The 15,078-nt window shown below is 66.6% G+C and carries 12 protein-coding genes; 8 read left to right on the forward strand and 4 right to left on the reverse strand.

The window, feature by feature from the left end; all coding sequences use genetic code 11:
• The first annotated feature begins 41 nt into the window (after positions 1-41).
• Together gcvH and ACFOLC_RS07900 are read left to right on the forward strand one after the other, a co-directional pair.
• The gene (gene gcvH / locus ACFOLC_RS07895) at positions 42-437 is read left to right on the forward strand and encodes a glycine cleavage system protein GcvH (RefSeq protein ID WP_386758701.1); all 396 of its coding nucleotides are present in this window, start codon (positions 42-44) and stop codon (positions 435-437) included.
• 1,012 nt (positions 438-1,449) lie between these two features.
• On the forward strand, positions 1,450-1,929 hold the full coding sequence (locus ACFOLC_RS07900) for a hypothetical protein (protein WP_386759044.1): 480 nt from the start codon (positions 1,450-1,452) through the stop codon (positions 1,927-1,929).
• A 345-nt stretch (positions 1,930-2,274) separates the two neighbouring features.
• Here ACFOLC_RS07900 and ACFOLC_RS07905 read toward each other — a convergent pair whose 3' ends face one another.
• Together ACFOLC_RS07905 and ACFOLC_RS07910 are read right to left on the reverse strand one after the other, a co-directional pair.
• The gene (locus ACFOLC_RS07905; protein ID WP_386758702.1) at positions 2,275-3,666 is read right to left on the reverse strand and encodes a serine hydrolase domain-containing protein; all 1,392 of its coding nucleotides are present in this window, start codon (positions 3,664-3,666) and stop codon (positions 2,275-2,277) included.
• A 247-nt stretch (positions 3,667-3,913) separates the two neighbouring features.
• Positions 3,914-5,509 carry a GMC family oxidoreductase gene (locus ACFOLC_RS07910; RefSeq protein ID WP_386758703.1) on the reverse strand — a complete coding sequence of 532 codons (1,596 nt, stop codon included), beginning with the start codon at positions 5,507-5,509 and terminating at the stop codon, positions 3,914-3,916.
• Positions 5,510-5,676: 167 nt separating this feature from the next.
• Between ACFOLC_RS07910 and ACFOLC_RS07915 the strand changes: the two genes are divergently transcribed.
• The 4 genes from ACFOLC_RS07915 to ACFOLC_RS07930 all read left to right on the forward strand — a co-directional run bounded on the left by ACFOLC_RS07915 (position 5,677) and on the right by ACFOLC_RS07930 (position 9,239).
• Positions 5,677-7,002 carry an NTP/NDP exchange transporter gene (locus ACFOLC_RS07915; protein ID WP_386758704.1) on the forward strand — a complete coding sequence of 442 codons (1,326 nt, stop codon included), beginning with the start codon at positions 5,677-5,679 and terminating at the stop codon, positions 7,000-7,002.
• A 193-nt stretch (positions 7,003-7,195) separates the two neighbouring features.
• The gene (locus tag ACFOLC_RS07920; protein ID WP_386758705.1) at positions 7,196-7,552 is read left to right on the forward strand and encodes a YciI family protein; all 357 of its coding nucleotides are present in this window, start codon (positions 7,196-7,198) and stop codon (positions 7,550-7,552) included.
• 64 nt (positions 7,553-7,616) lie between these two features.
• A complete protein-coding gene (locus tag ACFOLC_RS07925; RefSeq protein WP_386758706.1) occupies positions 7,617-7,973 on the forward strand; it encodes a YciI family protein in 357 nt (118 codons plus the stop codon).
• Between the two features lie 6 nt (positions 7,974-7,979).
• A complete protein-coding gene (locus tag ACFOLC_RS07930; RefSeq protein ID WP_386758707.1) occupies positions 7,980-9,239 on the forward strand; it encodes an RNA polymerase sigma factor in 1,260 nt (419 codons plus the stop codon).
• A 76-nt stretch (positions 9,240-9,315) separates the two neighbouring features.
• On the opposite strand, the gene ACFOLC_RS07935 is transcribed toward ACFOLC_RS07930, so the two are convergent.
• Together ACFOLC_RS07935 and ACFOLC_RS07940 are read right to left on the reverse strand one after the other, a co-directional pair.
• Positions 9,316-9,783, reverse strand: a complete 468-nt coding sequence (locus tag ACFOLC_RS07935; RefSeq protein WP_386758708.1) for a hotdog fold domain-containing protein — start codon at positions 9,781-9,783, stop codon at positions 9,316-9,318.
• Positions 9,784-9,863: 80 nt separating this feature from the next.
• Entirely contained in the window at positions 9,864-12,332 is a 2,469-nt protein-coding gene (locus ACFOLC_RS07940) for an acyl-CoA dehydrogenase (RefSeq protein ID WP_386758709.1), read from the reverse strand.
• A gap of 215 nt (positions 12,333-12,547) precedes the next feature.
• On the opposite strand from ACFOLC_RS07940, the gene ACFOLC_RS07945 reads away from it, so the two are divergent.
• Together ACFOLC_RS07945 and ACFOLC_RS07950 are read left to right on the forward strand one after the other, a co-directional pair.
• Positions 12,548-13,153 (forward strand): TetR/AcrR family transcriptional regulator, encoded by a 606-nt coding sequence (locus ACFOLC_RS07945; RefSeq protein ID WP_386758710.1) that lies wholly within the window; start codon positions 12,548-12,550, stop codon positions 13,151-13,153.
• Positions 13,154-13,247: 94 nt separating this feature from the next.
• Positions 13,248-15,029 carry a phosphoenolpyruvate carboxykinase (GTP) gene (locus ACFOLC_RS07950; protein WP_386759026.1) on the forward strand — a complete coding sequence of 594 codons (1,782 nt, stop codon included), beginning with the start codon at positions 13,248-13,250 and terminating at the stop codon, positions 15,027-15,029.
• The last annotated feature ends 49 nt before the right edge of the window (positions 15,030-15,078 follow it).

Below are 15,078 nucleotides of genomic sequence, written 5' to 3' on the forward strand. Positions count from 1 at the left end.
AGGCGCCGTCCCTGCCGCCCCCGCAAAGTTCGAGGCCTGCCATGAGTGAAATCCCCGGCGATCTGAAATTCCTGAAATCCCACGAGTGGGTCCGCGTCGATGGCGACGGCAAGGCCACGGTCGGTATCTCCGACCATGCGCAAGGCCTGCTCGGCGACCTGGTCTATGTCGAATTGCCGAACGTTGGCGACCGCGTCGAGGCCGGTACCGCCTGCGCCGTGGTCGAGTCGGTCAAGGCTGCCTCCGACGTCTATGCACCGATCTCGGGCAAGGTCGTCGCCGTGAACGCCGCGTTGTCGGACAAGCCGGAAACGATCAACGAGGACGCCTACGGCGAGGGCTGGATCTTCACCGTCGAGCTCGAGGAGCCGGAACAGCTCAACGAGCTGCTGGCCCCCGACGACTACGCCGAGCTGCTCGAAGAAGACGACCACTGAGTCTTCGCGCCTCCGTTCGTAGTCCGCCACCGGCCGCCTTGTGCGGCCGGTCGCTTTTTGGGGGCTGGCTTCTGACCGTGCCTGAGGCGGCTGCGTCGAGCGAATCGGGCGGCGGCACCGCGCGACTCGCATGGGTTGTCGGCATGACGATGTCGACGCAAGGTGAGTGTTCCGACCCGCGTGTCGACGCCACTGGCGCCGGAATGCCAGGACAACGGCACGCGCCTCGGCGTGCTTCGCCGAACACGCATCGCTCGCCCAAGAGGGATGAGGCACTGCACGAATGGATCGTGTTGGTGTCCATGCGCGGCAAAAAAAGTTCGCGCACTTTTGCGCAAATCGGCTTGTGCGGCGCGAAATCGGCATGCCATTTTGCGGTTGCCGAATTCGCCGTTGCGGCACCTGGTCGGATGCTTCGACGAGCAACCAGGGCAACTCCGCGGGGACTGCGCTCCATCTGTTCTGTCGATATTCCTGTTGAAGAAAGTACTTAAAAAAAGGGATTTTTAAATTTCGCGATGCTGCTGTTGTCGTTCTTGCACGACTACGGAGGTGTGGTGAGCCGGGGTTGTGGACGGCGATGCCGTTGCCGAGCCGCGGGCACCGGCTGAAAAAAAAATCGCGGAGTTGTTGACAGCCTGAAAAAGCGTGATTAGGTTTCGCCCAGCAGACGTTTCCTGCGGAAGCGAGTGAGTACAAATCAAGCGACAACTCGTGGCACAAAACGGACCTCCGCCCGGACAGTCAAAACGGTGGACGCAGGATTCGTTTCCTCCGCGAAAACGCAAATCGCCAAACCATCGACGTCTCCATCCCTCCAACCCGGTCCGCTTTCGGCAGGCTGGGTTTTTGTTTGCCCGCTGCAAACGGTGGGTACCCAATCCGTTCCGTCGCGCCTGGCGCGGCGGCGGCTGCACGCGGGTCCGACTCCCGCGGCCCTGGTTCAACTGGGCTTTAAAACCTGCAAGACCACTGATCGATCGCTGATCAACCACTGACGAGGAGCCATCTCATGGCCATGAAGAAAGCTGCGAAGAAGAAACCCGCCGCCAAGAAGGCGACCAAGAAGGTAGCCAAGAAGAAGACGGCAGCGAAGAAGGTTGCCAAGAAGGCAGTGAAGAAGGCAGTGAAGAAGGCCGCCAAGAAGGCCGTGAAGAAGGTCGCCAAGAAGGCGACGAAGAAGAAGACTGCCAAGAAGGCTGCCAAGAAAGTAGCCAAGCGTCCGGCCAAGAAGACCGCCAAGAAGGCGGCCAAGAAGACCGCTAAGAAGGCGGCCAAGAAGACTGCCAAGAAGGCGGCCAAGAAGGTAGCCAAGCGTCCGGCCAAGAAGGCGGCGAAGAAGGTTGCCAAGAAGGCTGGCGCCAAGAAGACCGTGAAGAAGGCCGCGAAGAAGGCCGCCAAGAAGCCGGCCGCGAAGAAGGCCGCCAAAAAGCGAGCCGCCAAGAAGCCGGCCGTGACCGCGATGCCGGCGACCCCGGCACCGATGATCTAAGAAAGCCCCGAGTACCGTAATCCAGCTCTCTCCCCGCAGCCCAGGCGGGGGGAGAGTTTTTTTATGTGCGGCACGGTCGCGCACCGCCGAGAGCAACGGCAGGTGCAGGCGCCGGAGGCGACCGGCATGCGCGTGATCCAATTGCTGAATGGTCGGCACGGCAGCCATGCGATGGCACGCGGGCTTGGGCCGAGCGCAATCGGCAGGGCGAGGCCGGCTTCGCCAAGGGCCTGGACAGCTCACCCATGTTGGGCGCCACACCAACCACGTGTCGCCACCGTACGCGCTAACGAAACAGGCCGCGGTGTTGCCGCGGCCTGCTGGATGCTTTGCGTTTTCGCCGGATCAGTACGGCGATGCGCTGGCGGCGGAGGCGTTGCTGCCCGGCGGGTCGGTGCCGGGTCGCGACTGCGCGGCATCGACATACAGTGTCGGGTCGTCGAACTCGACGTCGAGCCAGCGCTGCGCCGGCAGGCCGATGGCGCGATCGAGAATCGTCGGCAGCAGGCCGGACGGCAGCGCGCTTTCGCTGTTCCAGAGCAGGGCGATGCCCAGGTCGCGATCGGGCAGCATCGCGATCAGTCCGCGATAGCCCTGCACGGCGCCGCCGTGGAAGACCAGGCGGTGGCCGGCGTAATCGTAAGCGCGCCACCCCAAGGCGTAGCCGGCGGAAGAGACGCGCTCACGGCGCCAGGCCGAGCCACGCCGTTCACTGGGGGTGTCGACCAGCGGTTGATGCAGCGTTGCCAGCAGCGGCGCCGGCAACACGTCGGGGCGGTGGCCGGTCTGCGCGATCAACCACTGCGCCATGTCGCTGGCGCTGGCGTTGACGCCGGCGGCCGGCGGCAACTGGTAGTAGGTTGCCTTGGGCATCAACGAGGCCCAACCGCCGCGCGCACGCACGTGCGGGCGCGCCCAGCGCGGGCTGGCCTGGATGCCTTCGAGCCCCAGGCTGGCGTCGTTCATGCCGAGCGGTTTGAACAGGCGACGCTGCACTTCCTGGCTGTAGAAGTCGCCGGTCGCGGCGAACACGATGTCGCCGATCAGGCTGAAGGCGATGTTCTGGTAGCCGTAGCAGGTGCCCGGCTGGCAACGCAGCGGTGCGTAGGCGAGCTTCTGCGTCAGCGTGCGGTAGTCGACGTGATGCTCGAGGTCGCGGTCGTAGGTGTTGTGGATCAGGCCGACGCGGTGGCTGAGCAGGTCGGCGACGGTGATCTGGCGCGCGGCATACGGATCGGCGAGCTGGAAGTTCGGCAGGTAGTCGGTGAGGCGGCTGTCCCAGCGCAGGGTGCCGTCGTTGACCAGCAGCCCGGCCATGGTGCCGGCGAAACCTTTCGACAGCGACGCCAGCCGGAACACCGTGTGCGAGTCGACCGGCTGTGCGGCGCTGACGTCGGTGATGCCGAAACCGCGTGCGCTGAGCACGCGGCCGTTGTGCACGATCGCCATTGCCAGCCCCGGCACGCGCTGGTCGGCGACCAACTGCTGTGCCATCGCCTCGAATTGCCGCACGTCGAAATCGGCGGCGAGCGGTGGTGTGTTGCGGATCGTGGTGGGGCGTGCAACCGCGGTGGCCGTGTGGACGCCCAAGGGCGTTGCCGTGTGGCTGGTCGCCGTTTGCGGGGTCTCCCAGCGCAACGTGGTTTGCGCGGTCGAGCCGAGGGTTAGAGTGAGCAGGAACGCGAGGGTCCCCAGGCGCCAGGTATTACGTGACCGCCCGTTCGCGTTGACTTTCATCGCTCACAGCGCCTGCATGTTGCTGAAGATGTGTCGGATTCTAGCGCCGATCTCAGGTTTTTGAGCACAAAGCACGTTCAGCTTTCTGATTTTGTTGGGTTTGTGATCATCTTTGCGCTTGGCTCTGACGATCTACCTGTTCAGCTTTGAAAGCACCGTGTCGATAGCGAGTTAAGCACGGTGGTTCGGTACGAGGTCACCGCTTGTCGGAACAATGCGATATCGGCGAGTTGGCACATCCGGCGTATCAGATGCGCCCGCTGATCAGGTCGGCAGCGCGTTCGGCAATCATCATCGTCGGCGCGTTGGTATTGCCGCCGATCAGGTTGGGCATGACCGATGCGTCGACCACGCGCAGGCCCTCGACGCCACGCACGCGCAGCTGCGGATCGACCACCGAGGCTTCGTCGCCGCCCATGCGGCAGGTGCCGATCGGGTGGTAGATGGTTTCGGCCTTGGCGCGAATGAATTCGACCAGTCCGGCATCGTCGAGGTCGTTGCGGGCCGGGAAGATCGGCGCGCCGCGGTAGGCATCGAAGGCCGGCTGCGCGAGCAGCTCACGCGAGAGTTTGGCGCACTCGACCATCATCTTCAGGTCGAAGCCCTCGGCATCGCTGAGGTAGTTGGCCTCGATGCGGATCTTGTCGCCGGCACGGCCGCTGGCGAGGACGAGGCGGCCGCGGCTGCGCGGGCGCAGCAGGCAGGCATGCACGGTGTAGCCGTCGCCGGCGAGGCGATGGCGGCCGTGGTCGTCGAGCATCGCCGGGACGAAGTGCAACTGGATGTCGGCACGTTCGTCGGGGGCGAAACGCGAGCGCACGAACGCACCGGCCTCGGCGATGTTGCTGCTGCCGGCGCCGCGGTGGCCGCGCAGGTAGTAGTCGAAGGCGACCTTGGCGTCACTGAGGCGGTCGTAGGTGATGCGCTGGGTGGCGTGCTGCAGCGTGCAGATGTCGAGGTGGTCCTGCAGGTTTTCGCCGACCTGCGATGCGTCGGTTACGACCTCGATGCCGTGCCGGCGCAACTGCGCGGCCGGGCCGATGCCGGACAGCATCAGCAGCTGCGGCGAGTTCAATGCGCCGCCGCTGAGCAGCACCTCGCGCGCGGCGGGCTGGTGGTAGGACTTGCCGTGTGAGTTGAAGACCACGCCGTTGGCGCGGCGGGCGCCGGCCGGGCCGTCGAAGGTGATGCGGTTGACGTGGGCGCCGGTGACGATGGTGAGGTTGTGGCGCTCGCGTACCGGGTCGAGGTAGGCCACGGCGCTGGAGCAGCGCGCTCCGTTTTTCTGGGTGACCTGGTACAGGCCGAAGCCCTGCTGCTGCGCACCGTTGAAGTCGCGGTTGTGCGCATGGCCGGCCTGGGTGCCGGCCTGGATGAAGGCGTGCGACAGCGGGTTGCTGTAGCGCAGGTCGGCCACGTACAGCGGCCCCTGGTTGCCGTGCAGGGCGTCACCGCCGCGCTCGTTGCGTTCGTTGCGCTTGAAGTACGGCAACACGCTGGCCCAGTCCCAGCCGACGGCGCCCTGCGCGGCCCAGCCGTCGTAGTCACTGGGCACGCCGCGGGTGTAGCACATCGCGTTGATCGAACTGGAGCCACCCAGCACCTTGCCGCGCGGCCACCACAGCGTGCGGCCGTTGAGTTGTGGCTCCGGCGCGGTGACGTAATCCCAGTTGACCCGCTTCGCGGTGACCAGTTTGGCCAATCCGGCGGGCATGTGGATGAAGGGGTTGCGATCGCGCGGGCCCGCTTCGAGCAGCAGCACCTTGACGCTGGGGTCTTCGGACAGGCGATTGGCAAGCACGCAGCCGGCCGAGCCGGCCCCGATGATGATGTAGTCGTACACGTCTGTTTTGCGCCCTGACCCGTCCGGAACGTTGCTGCCTGCGGCCGGCCGACCGTAAGCGCCGCCATTAGAGCAAATGCTCCCGTCAGTGCCATTGCGGCTTTACCGCGGTGGCGACGGCAGGCACGATCGGCTACCGTGCCGGCACCCGTATCGGAGCAGGTCGAATGACCGCGAGCCACGACGAAAGCACGCCGGCGGGACGTGTCCACGGCGGCGAGTGGAACGCGGTCATCCTGTCGTTTACCTACTTCTTTTGCATCCTGGCGGCGTATTACGTGATCCGGCCGGTGCGCGAGCAGCTCTTGGCCGCGGTCGGTTCGACCCAGCTGCCCTGGTTCTATGCCGCCACCTTCGTCGCCACCCTGGCCTTGACGCCGGTGTTTGCCGGCCTGGTGGCCCGCTATCCGCGCCGGGTCGTGGTGCCGGTGGTATACGGCTTCTTCATCGCCTGCCTGTTGGCCTTCATCCCTTTGTTCACCCACCAGGGCCTGCTGAGCCCGCGTGCGCTGGGCACGGTGTTCTTCGTCTGGGTGAGCGTGTTCAACCTGTTCGTGGTGTCGGTGTTCTGGAGCTTCATGGCCGACATCTGGAACGAGGATCAATCCCGGCGGCTGTTCCCGATCATCGCCGTGGCCGGCACCGCCGGGGCGGTGACCGGTCCGATCTTGACGCGCAGCCTGGTCGACGTGATCGGCGTGGCGCCATTGCTGGTGGTGTCGGCATCGCTGCTGGGCATTGCCGTGGCCTGCATCGTGCTGCTGGGGCGCTGGGCGCGTGTCCACGGCGCACGACGGCACGATGCCGGGCACGAGGCAGCCGTCGGTGGCGGCATGCTCGACGGGCTCAAGCAGATCTTCGGCAACCCGTTCATGCGTGGCATGGCGGTGCTGTTATTGCTTGCGGACGGGATCGGCACCGTCAACTACGCGCTGGTGGCCGATTACTCCGGCGCCACGTTCACCGATGCGGTCTCGCGCACGCGCTTCGCCGCTAATGTCGACCTGGCCGCCAATACGTTGACGGCGATCACCCAGATCACGCTCACGCGCTGGTTGCTGCCACGCAAAGGCCCCGGCGCCGTGATCCTGGTCTGGGCGACGGTGAGCATTGCCGTGCTCGCGGTGGTGGTTTTTTCCGCCGACCCGCACGCGCCGCTGATCGGTTCGATGCCGTCGGTGGCGATTGCCCTGATCGTCAGCCGCGGGCTGGCGTACGGCATGGCCGAACCGGCACGCCACAGCCTGTTCACCCGCGTGCCGCGCAGCGTGCGCTACAAGGGCCAGAACGCCGTGGACACGGCGGTGTGGCGCTTCGGCGATACCGCCATCGCCGTGGCCATGAACGGGCTGCGTTCGCTCGGCGTGGTGACGGCGGGCTTCGCCGGGCTGAGTGCGTTGGCGGCGCTGGCCGCGGCGGGCATCGGCTGGCGGCTTGCGCGCAGGGTCGACAGTGATGGGCTGGTGACCAAGACTCCGGGCGCGGCATCGTGAGATGTCGCGTCCTCGTTTTGCAGGGCGCTATGGAGTGCGGTATCGCGAACACCAGGTGCCGGACCACCGCCACCTCCTGTACGTGCGGCGCTGCTGGTCGTCGTAGCGGTCCTGTTCGCCTGAGCTGTCGATTCCCGGTGCCCGGGATCGACAAGCCGGTATGCGACCAAGAGGTCATTGCCGTGGAGGCGTCATGAACTACCTGTGCCTGGTCCACTTCGAGAAGGGGCGAATGGACACGTTGTCCGGATCCGAGCTCGATGCGCTGGTCGAAGAATCGCAGGCCTTCGACGAACAACTGCGCCAGGCCGGGGTACTGGTTGCGGCGGATCCGCTGCTGCCGCCGGAGTCGGCAACCATCGTGCGGGTGCGAAACGGCCGGCTGTCGATCACCGACGGCCCGTTCGTCGAGACGCAGGAGCAACTGGGCGGCTTCCTGCTGTTGGACGTGCGCGACCTCAACGATGCCCTGCAGATCGCCGCCAAGGTCCCGGTGGCGCGTTACGGCACGATCGAGGTCCGGACGATCGGCCTGGCCCGCTCGGCCTGAGACTGTCGATCCAGCCCGCCTCACGACGACCAGGCAAGCAAACCAACGCCACCAGGAGGACGCCATGAAATACCTGTGCCTGTTCTACGACGACGAAAGCCTGTTCGACGCCATGCCCAAGGGCGAGTTCGACTCGGTGCTGGGGGAGTACTTCGCGGTCGACGACGACCTGCGGCGCGCCGGCCGGATGCTGGGCGGGGAAGCGCTGCAGCCGGCCCGTTCGGCCACGCTGTTGCGCGTACGCGACGGGCGGACGTCGCTTACCGATGGTCCCTATATGGAAACCAAGGAGCAACTCGGGGGCTTCATGCTGATCGACGCCAAGGATCTTGATGAAGCCGTGGCCGTCATGTCGCGGATCCCCTCGGCCCGGCTGGGCTGCATCGAGGTGCGGCCGGTGCTGGAGTTCGAGAGGCCCTGAACGGCAATGCTCGACACCGCCGACGCCGACGCGATCCGCGCACAGGTCGAAACGCTGTACCGCAGTCAGTCGCGTCGCGTGCTGGCCACGCTGATCCGTCTGCTGGGCGATTTCGATCTGGCCGAAGAAGCGCTGCACGATGCCTTTCGCGCCGCCATCGAACAATGGCCACGCGAAGGCGTTCCCGCGCAGCCGCGGGCCTGGCTGGTCTCGGCCGGGCGCTTCCGTGCCATCGACGGCCTGCGCCGCCGCGCGCGTTTTGACGCATCGCTGACCGCCATCGCCGAGCAGCTCTACACAGGCGCCGATTCCAACGATGAGGAACTGGAAGACGATCGGTTGCGCCTGATCTTCACCTGCTGCCATCCGGCCTTGCCGCCCGATGCGCAGGTGGCGTTGACGCTGCGCGAGGTGTGCGACCTGACCACCGAAGAAATCGCGCGCGCCTTCCTGGTTACGCCGCCGACGGTCGCCCAGCGCATCGTCCGCGCCAAGGCCAAGATCCGCGACGCGAAGATTCCATACCGGGTGCCCGCGCGCGTCGAACTGCCGCAGCGCCTGGATTCGGTGCTGCAGGTGGTCTACCTGGTGTTCAACGAGGGCTATGCGGCTTCCAGCGGCGACTCGGTGACCCGTCACGACCTGTCGATGGAGTCCATCCGGATCGGGCGCCTGCTGGCGGAGCTGTTGCCCGATCCGGAGGTGCTGGGGCTGCTTGCCCTGATGCTGTTGCACGACTCGCGCCGTCACGCGCGCGTCAGCGAGGAAGGCGAACTGGTCTTGCTTGACGACCAGGACCGGCGTCTGTGGGATCGCAAGCGCATCGACGAGGGCGTCGCGCTGGTGCGGCGTGTGCTGGCCTCGCGCCGTTTCGGGCCCTACAGCCTGCAGGCGGCCATTGCCGCCGTGCATGCCGAAGCGGCCACGCCGGCCGACACCGACTGGGCACAGATCGTGGCCCTCTACGACCTGCTGCTGCGCGCCGATCCTTCGCCGGTGGTTGAGCTCAACCGTGCCGCGGCTGTGGCGATGCGCGACGGTCCGCAGGCCGGTCTTGCGCTCATCGACGCCATCCTCGCGCGCGACGAGTTGCAGCAGTACGCGCTGGCGCATTCGGCGCGGGCTGAGTTGTGCCGGCGGCTGGGTCGCTTCGAGGCGGCGCGTGCCGGCTACGAACGGGCGTTGGCGTTGACCCGGCAGGAGCCACAACGCCGCTTTATCGAGCGGCGCCTGCGCGAACTGTCGGTCCGGCCACATGGTGTCTGAACGGTCATTCCGGGCGCAGCGAGGGGTTTTCCCGGCAATGCGACAGCCATTGCGGCCTCCGCATCGTGCTCCCAGCCTATCGCTTCGGTGACACCCACATCGCGATGCGCGCACGGAACACCGTGTCGCCCGCTGCGTCGGTGACGGCGACGCTGACCGGCAGGTCGTAGCCGTTGGCGGCCTCGACCACCGCGATGTCCGGCGTGGCGACGCCGTGCAGCGTACCGACGGCCTTCTTCAGGTATTCCACGGTCATGCCCTTGGGAATCCAGCGCATGCTCGCGGGGATCGTCGCGTCGGTCATGATGCCGGCGCTGAGTTCGGCCAGGTTGCACAGTGCGATCGCATGCACCGTGCCGATGTGGTTGTGGACGCGACGGCGGTCGTGGATGCGGACCTCGCAGCGACCGGGCGCCAGCGACACAACGAGTGGCGCGATCGTGGCGAAGTACGGCGCCTTGAAGCACACCGCGCGTGAGAACAGCCAGTGGCCGGCGGGCCAGCGGGTCAGTCGGCGATACAGGGACAGTACGGAAACCGACATCGGCGCAACTCCCGGACGACAGGCTGGAAACGACGACGGCGGGTCTGGCCCGCCGTCGTGGTGATCCCTTCGGTGCGACCTCAGGCCGCGGCGCGATCGGCACCGGCGTCATGCCGGTAGCCGGCCGAGCGCAGCTCCTGCGCGTCGAAGTCGTCAACGCTGATCGCGTCGATGGTCATCACGCGCAGCTCTTCCAGCTGCTTGCGCTCGTCGGCGGTGATCCAGCCCTCGCGCACGCCCTCGTCCAGCTGCGAAGCGAAATCGTGCGCCTCGATGTCGCTGTTCTTGAGCGCCTTGAGGAACTTGCGCTCCACCGGCTCGGCCAGGATGGCCTTGGGCAGATAGCTGTTGATGCGGCCGGCCGGGTTGTTCTCACACGGCGTGGTGAACACGCCGACGGCAAGGCGGTCACGCGCCTCGTTGGGCGACATCAGCAAGGAAGCGACCTTGTGGCCAAGGCGGTCGCTGGGGTACTGCGCGCGGCGACCGAGCGGGAACACCAGCGCCCACAGCAGCCAGCCGACCGGGCGAAATGGGAAGTTGCGCAGCGCACCAGACAGCGCCTTCTCGATCTTGAAGGTGGCGTTGTGGATCGACCACGCCAGCAGCGGCTGGTCGGCGGCCGGGCGGCCCTCGTCCTCGTAACGCTTGAGCAGGGCGCTGGCGATGTACAGGTTGCTGAGCACGTCGCCCAGGCGCCCCGACAGCGACTCCTTGAATTTCAGCTTGCCGCCGAGCAGCAGCATCGAGGTGTCCGCGCACAGTGCCAGCGCCGCCGAATAGCGGTTGAGCTTGCGGTAGTAGCGGCGCGTGTAGGCGTCGCCCGGCGCGGCGCCGAGCTTGGCCGAGCTCAGGCCGAACCAAAGAGCGCGGACAGCATTCGAGATGGCGAAACCGATGTGGCCGAACAGGTTCTTGTCGAACTCGCGCAGGCGCTCGTCCGGATCGGGCAGCGTCGTCGCCTTCATTTCCTTGAGCACCCACGGATGGCACAGGATCGCGCCCTGGCCGAAGATCATCAGCGAGCGCGTCATGATGTTGGCGCCCTCGACCGTGATCATGATCGGCGCGGCCTGCCAGTTGCGGCCGGCGAAGTTGCGCGGGCCGAGGATGATGCCCTTGCCGCCGAGGATGTCCATCACGTCGGTGGCGACTTCGCGGCCCATCTCGGTGCAGTGGTACTTGGAGATGGTCGACGGCACCGCCGGCAGTTCTCCGCGCGCGACCGCCGCGGCCGAAGCCTCGGCCAGCGCACTGATGGTGTAGGCGTTGCCGCCGATGCGGGCCAGCGCCTCCTCGACACCCTCGAAGCGGCCGATCGACAGGCCGAACTGCTTGCGGATGCGGGCATAAGCGCCGGTGGCGATCGCCCCCATCTTGGAGCCGCCGCTGGCGGTGGAGGGCAGGGTGATCGAGCGGCCGATCGACAGGCACTCCACCAGCATCTGCCAGCCCTTGCCGGCGTAGGCTTCGCCGCCGATCAGTTGGCTCAGCGGGATGAACACGTCCTTGCCGCGGATCGGGCCGTTCTGGAACGGGCTGTTGAGCGGCATCGCGCGGCGGCCGATCTCGACGCCGGCGGTGTCACGCGGCAGCAGCGCCAGGGTGATGCCGATGTCCTGCTTGTCGCCGATCAGGCCGTCCGGGTCGTACATGCGGAAGGCCAGGCCGATCAGCGAGGCGACCGGGGCGAGGGTGATGTAACGCTTGTCGAAGGTCAGCTTGACGCCGACCACGCGCGCGCCGTTCCACTCGCCGGTGGTGACGATGCCGAAGTCGGGGATCGAGGTGGCATCGGAGCCGGCCCACGGACCGGTCAGGCCGAAGCAGGGCACCTCACGGCCGTCGGCCAGGCGCGGCAGGTAGTGGTCCTTCTGTTCCTGGGTGCCGTAGTGCATCAGCAGCTCGGCCGGACCGAGCGAGTTCGGTACGCCGACGGTGGAGCTGACCACCGAGGAGATCGACGCCAGTTTCTGGATCACCTTGTGGTTGCCCAGTGCGGTGAAGCCCAGACCGCCGTACTCCTTCGGCACGATCATGCCGAAGAACTTGTTCTTCTTGATGAAGTCCCACAGCGCCGGCGACAGGTCGGCGTCGACGTGGGTGATCTGCCAGTCGTTGATCATCTTGCACAGCTCTTCGACCGGGCCGTCGAGGAAGGCCTGCTCGTCGGCGCGCAGCGTCGGCTTGGGCTGGTGGTGCAGCACGTCCCAGTCGGGCTTGCCGGAGAACAGCTGGCCTTCCCAGCCGACCGTGCCGGCTTCCAGTGCGACGCGCTCGGTTTCAGACAGCGGCGGCAGGATCTTGGTGTAGAAGCCCAGCAGCGGCTTGGTGATGAACGGCAGACGGATCTGCGGCAGCAGCAGCGGCACCGCGATCAGCGCGGTGACCACGCCGGCGGCGACGGTGGCCGCGCCGCTGGCGCCGAGCAGCCAGCAGGCGACCAGCACGGTCGCGGTCAACGCCGCCCAGACCGGCAGGCGCAGCCGGTGGTAGGCGGCGATCGCGCCGATCAGCAGGAAGGCAATAAACGGAATCGCGATACTCATGACGACGCTCCAGCGGCGATGCGGCGATGACGACAGGCTAATGGAGAAGGTGTGATGTCAGGCGTGTGGTGGCCGGGCCATTCAAACGACTGCATCAAGCATCCAACATACGCACGAGTATGGTAAGCTGTTCCGGCGCTGTCAACCACGTTCAGCCAGCCCCGATGATCGCGCATACTGTTCCCGCCGGTGGCGTATGGTTAAACTTGTCGCCCATGAGCCAGAGTGCGCAAACCAAGCCCTCCCGTACCGGTCCAGAGCGGACCGGCCGTCTCAGTGCGGACGATTGGGCGCAGGCCGCGCTCGACCTGATCGCCGAGCAGGGCGTGGCCGCGGTGGCAGTCGAGCCGCTGGCGCGCCGCCTCGGCGTGACCAAGGGCAGCTTCTATTGGCACTTCCCATCGCGCGACGCACTGCTGGTCGCCGCGCTGGAGCGCTGGGAGAAGGTCGAACAGGAGACCGTGTTTGGCCAGCTCGAACCGATCTCCGACCCGCGCGAACGCCTGCGTGCTCTGTTCAACCTGGTCGCGCACGAGTTCAAGTCGCACGTCATCTATTCCGAGCTGCTCAAGGCGCTCGACCACCCCGCCGTGCAGCCGGTGATCGGCCGCGTCTCCGAACGCCGCATGGATTACCTGACCGCGTCGTTCCGCCAAGCCGGCTTGAACCGCACCGACGCCCAGCACCGCGCCCGTCTGCTCTACGCCGCTTACGTCGGCTTCCTGCAGCTCAACCTGCAGCTGCACCAGGCGCGCATGCAACACGACGAATTCGAGGCCTATGTCGAGCACATGATGGCCACGCTGATCCCGTCTTCCTGATTTTCTTTTGCTTACAGCCGGCCCGGGCTGGAGGATGTTTGCCGTGAATGCCATTTCCCACGATGTCTCGAAGCACGAGGTCTCGAAACCTGCCATCGCGCCGGGGAGCCAAGGTAGCCAGCTGGCCGCGTTGAATGCGTGGGTTGCCGAAGTCGCCGCGCTGACCAGACCTGATGCGATCCACTGGTGCGACGGCAGCGACGCCGAGAACGCCGCGCTGATCGCGCAGATGCAGGCCGACGGCACCCTGATCCAGCTCAACGAGCAGAGCCACCCGAACAGCTACCTGCACCGCTCGCATCCGGACGATGTTGCCCGTGTCGAGCACCTGACCTTCGTCTGCACCGCGCACAAGGACGATGCCGGTCCGAACAACCACTGGATGGCCCCGCTTGATGCGCACGCCAAGATGGACGCGCTGTTCGACGGCTGCATGCAGGGTCGCACGATGTACGTGATCCCGTACTGCATGGGCCCGATCGACTCGCCGCTGTCGCGCTGCGGCGTGGAGATCACCGACAGCCCGTACGTGGTCGCCAACATGCGCATCATGACCCGCATGGGCGCGCCGGCGCTGGCACGGATCGAGCGTGAAGGTTCGTTTGTGAAAGGCCTGCACTCGATCGGCGAGCTCGACCCCGAGCGCCGTTTCATCATGCATTTCCCCGAGGAACTGACGATCCAGTCGTTCGGCTCCGGCTACGGCGGCAACGCCCTGCTCGGCAAGAAGTGCCACGCCCTGCGCATCGCCTCGCACCAGGCGCGCAGCGAAGGCTGGCTGGCCGAGCACATGCTGATCCTGGGCATCGAGAACCCGCAGGGCGAGACCCATTACGTCGCGGCCGCATTTCCGTCGGCCTGCGGCAAGACCAACCTGGCGATGCTGATCCCGCCGGAGGGCTACCGCAACGCCGGCTGGAAGGTGTGGACCATCGGCGACGACATCTGCTGGATGCGCCCGGGCAGCGACGGCCGCTTGTACGCGATCAACCCGGAGGCCGGCTTCTTCGGCGTCGCCCCGGGCACCTCGGCCAAGTCCAACCCGAACGCGCTGGCCTCGATCCAGCACGACACCATCTTCACCAACGTCGGTGTCACCGCCGACAACCAGCCGTGGTGGGAAGGCCTCGACGACGGCCAGACCGCGGTCACCGACTGGCGCGGCAACCCGTTCGACGCCGCCAAGGGCCCGGCCGCGCACCCGAACTCGCGCTTCACCGTCTCGGCCAAGCAGTGCCCGAGCTACTCGGCCAAGGCCGAGGACGCGCAGGGCGTGCCGATCTCGGCGATCGTGTTCGGCGGCCGCCGCGCCTCGCTGGTGCCGCTGGTGTTCGAGGCGCGCGACTGGACCCACGGCGTGCTGGTCGGCGCCGCGATGGGCTCGGAAACCACCGCCGCCGCCACCGGCGCGGTCGGCGTGATGCGCCGCGACCCGATGGCGATGAAGCCGTTCTGTGGCTACAACTTCGCCGACTACTTCAGCCACTGGCTGTCGTTCGACCACGATGACGCCAAGCTGCCGAAGGCGGATCTTCCGAAGATTTTCCACGTCAACTGGTTCCGCAAGGGCGACGATGGCAAATTCCTGTGGCCGGGCTTCGGCGACAACCTGCGCGTGCTGGAGTGGATGATCGGCCGCGTCAAGGGCGAGGCCGCCGCGGTCGAAACCCCGATCGGCCACCTGCCGGCCGAGGGCGACCTCAACCTCGACGGTGTCACGCTGAACGAGGAAGGCCGCGCCAAGCTGTTCGGCTTCGACCACGCCGGCTGGCAGGCCGAGTTCGCCAGCATCGGCGACTACCTCGACGAGTACGGCCCGCGCATGCCGCAGGCGCTCAAGGACGAACAGCAGCGCATCGCCGCGTCGCTGGCCTGACCGGCCAACTGGCGTGCCACCCCTCCGGCACGCCTTAAACCCGTAGGCA

It is taken from the genome of Lysobacter cavernae, from assembly GCF_042648505.1.
In the GTDB taxonomy this organism is placed as follows: domain Bacteria; phylum Pseudomonadota; class Gammaproteobacteria; order Xanthomonadales; family Xanthomonadaceae; genus Lysobacter_L; species Lysobacter_L cavernae.

What these genes read in the sequence shown, in the direction of transcription:
- ACFOLC_RS07905 (WP_386758702.1), bottom strand. Translation starts at nt 3,666, where the DNA reads ATGAAAGTCAACGCGAACGGGCGGTCACGTAATACCTGGCGCCTGGGG.
- ACFOLC_RS07930 (WP_386758707.1), top strand. Translation starts at nt 7,980, where the DNA reads ATGCTCGACACCGCCGACGCCGACGCGATCCGCGCACAGGTCGAAACG.
- ACFOLC_RS07935 (WP_386758708.1), bottom strand. Translation starts at nt 9,783, where the DNA reads ATGTCGGTTTCCGTACTGTCCCTGTATCGCCGACTGACCCGCTGGCCC.
- ACFOLC_RS07900 (WP_386759044.1), top strand. Translation starts at nt 1,450, where the DNA reads ATGGCCATGAAGAAAGCTGCGAAGAAGAAACCCGCCGCCAAGAAGGCG.
- ACFOLC_RS07945 (WP_386758710.1), top strand. Translation starts at nt 12,548, where the DNA reads ATGAGCCAGAGTGCGCAAACCAAGCCCTCCCGTACCGGTCCAGAGCGG.
- ACFOLC_RS07915 (WP_386758704.1), top strand. Translation starts at nt 5,677, where the DNA reads ATGACCGCGAGCCACGACGAAAGCACGCCGGCGGGACGTGTCCACGGC.
- ACFOLC_RS07920 (WP_386758705.1), top strand. Translation starts at nt 7,196, where the DNA reads ATGAACTACCTGTGCCTGGTCCACTTCGAGAAGGGGCGAATGGACACG.
- ACFOLC_RS07925 (WP_386758706.1), top strand. Translation starts at nt 7,617, where the DNA reads ATGAAATACCTGTGCCTGTTCTACGACGACGAAAGCCTGTTCGACGCC.
- gcvH (WP_386758701.1), top strand. Translation starts at nt 42, where the DNA reads ATGAGTGAAATCCCCGGCGATCTGAAATTCCTGAAATCCCACGAGTGG.
- ACFOLC_RS07940 (WP_386758709.1), bottom strand. Translation starts at nt 12,332, where the DNA reads ATGAGTATCGCGATTCCGTTTATTGCCTTCCTGCTGATCGGCGCGATC.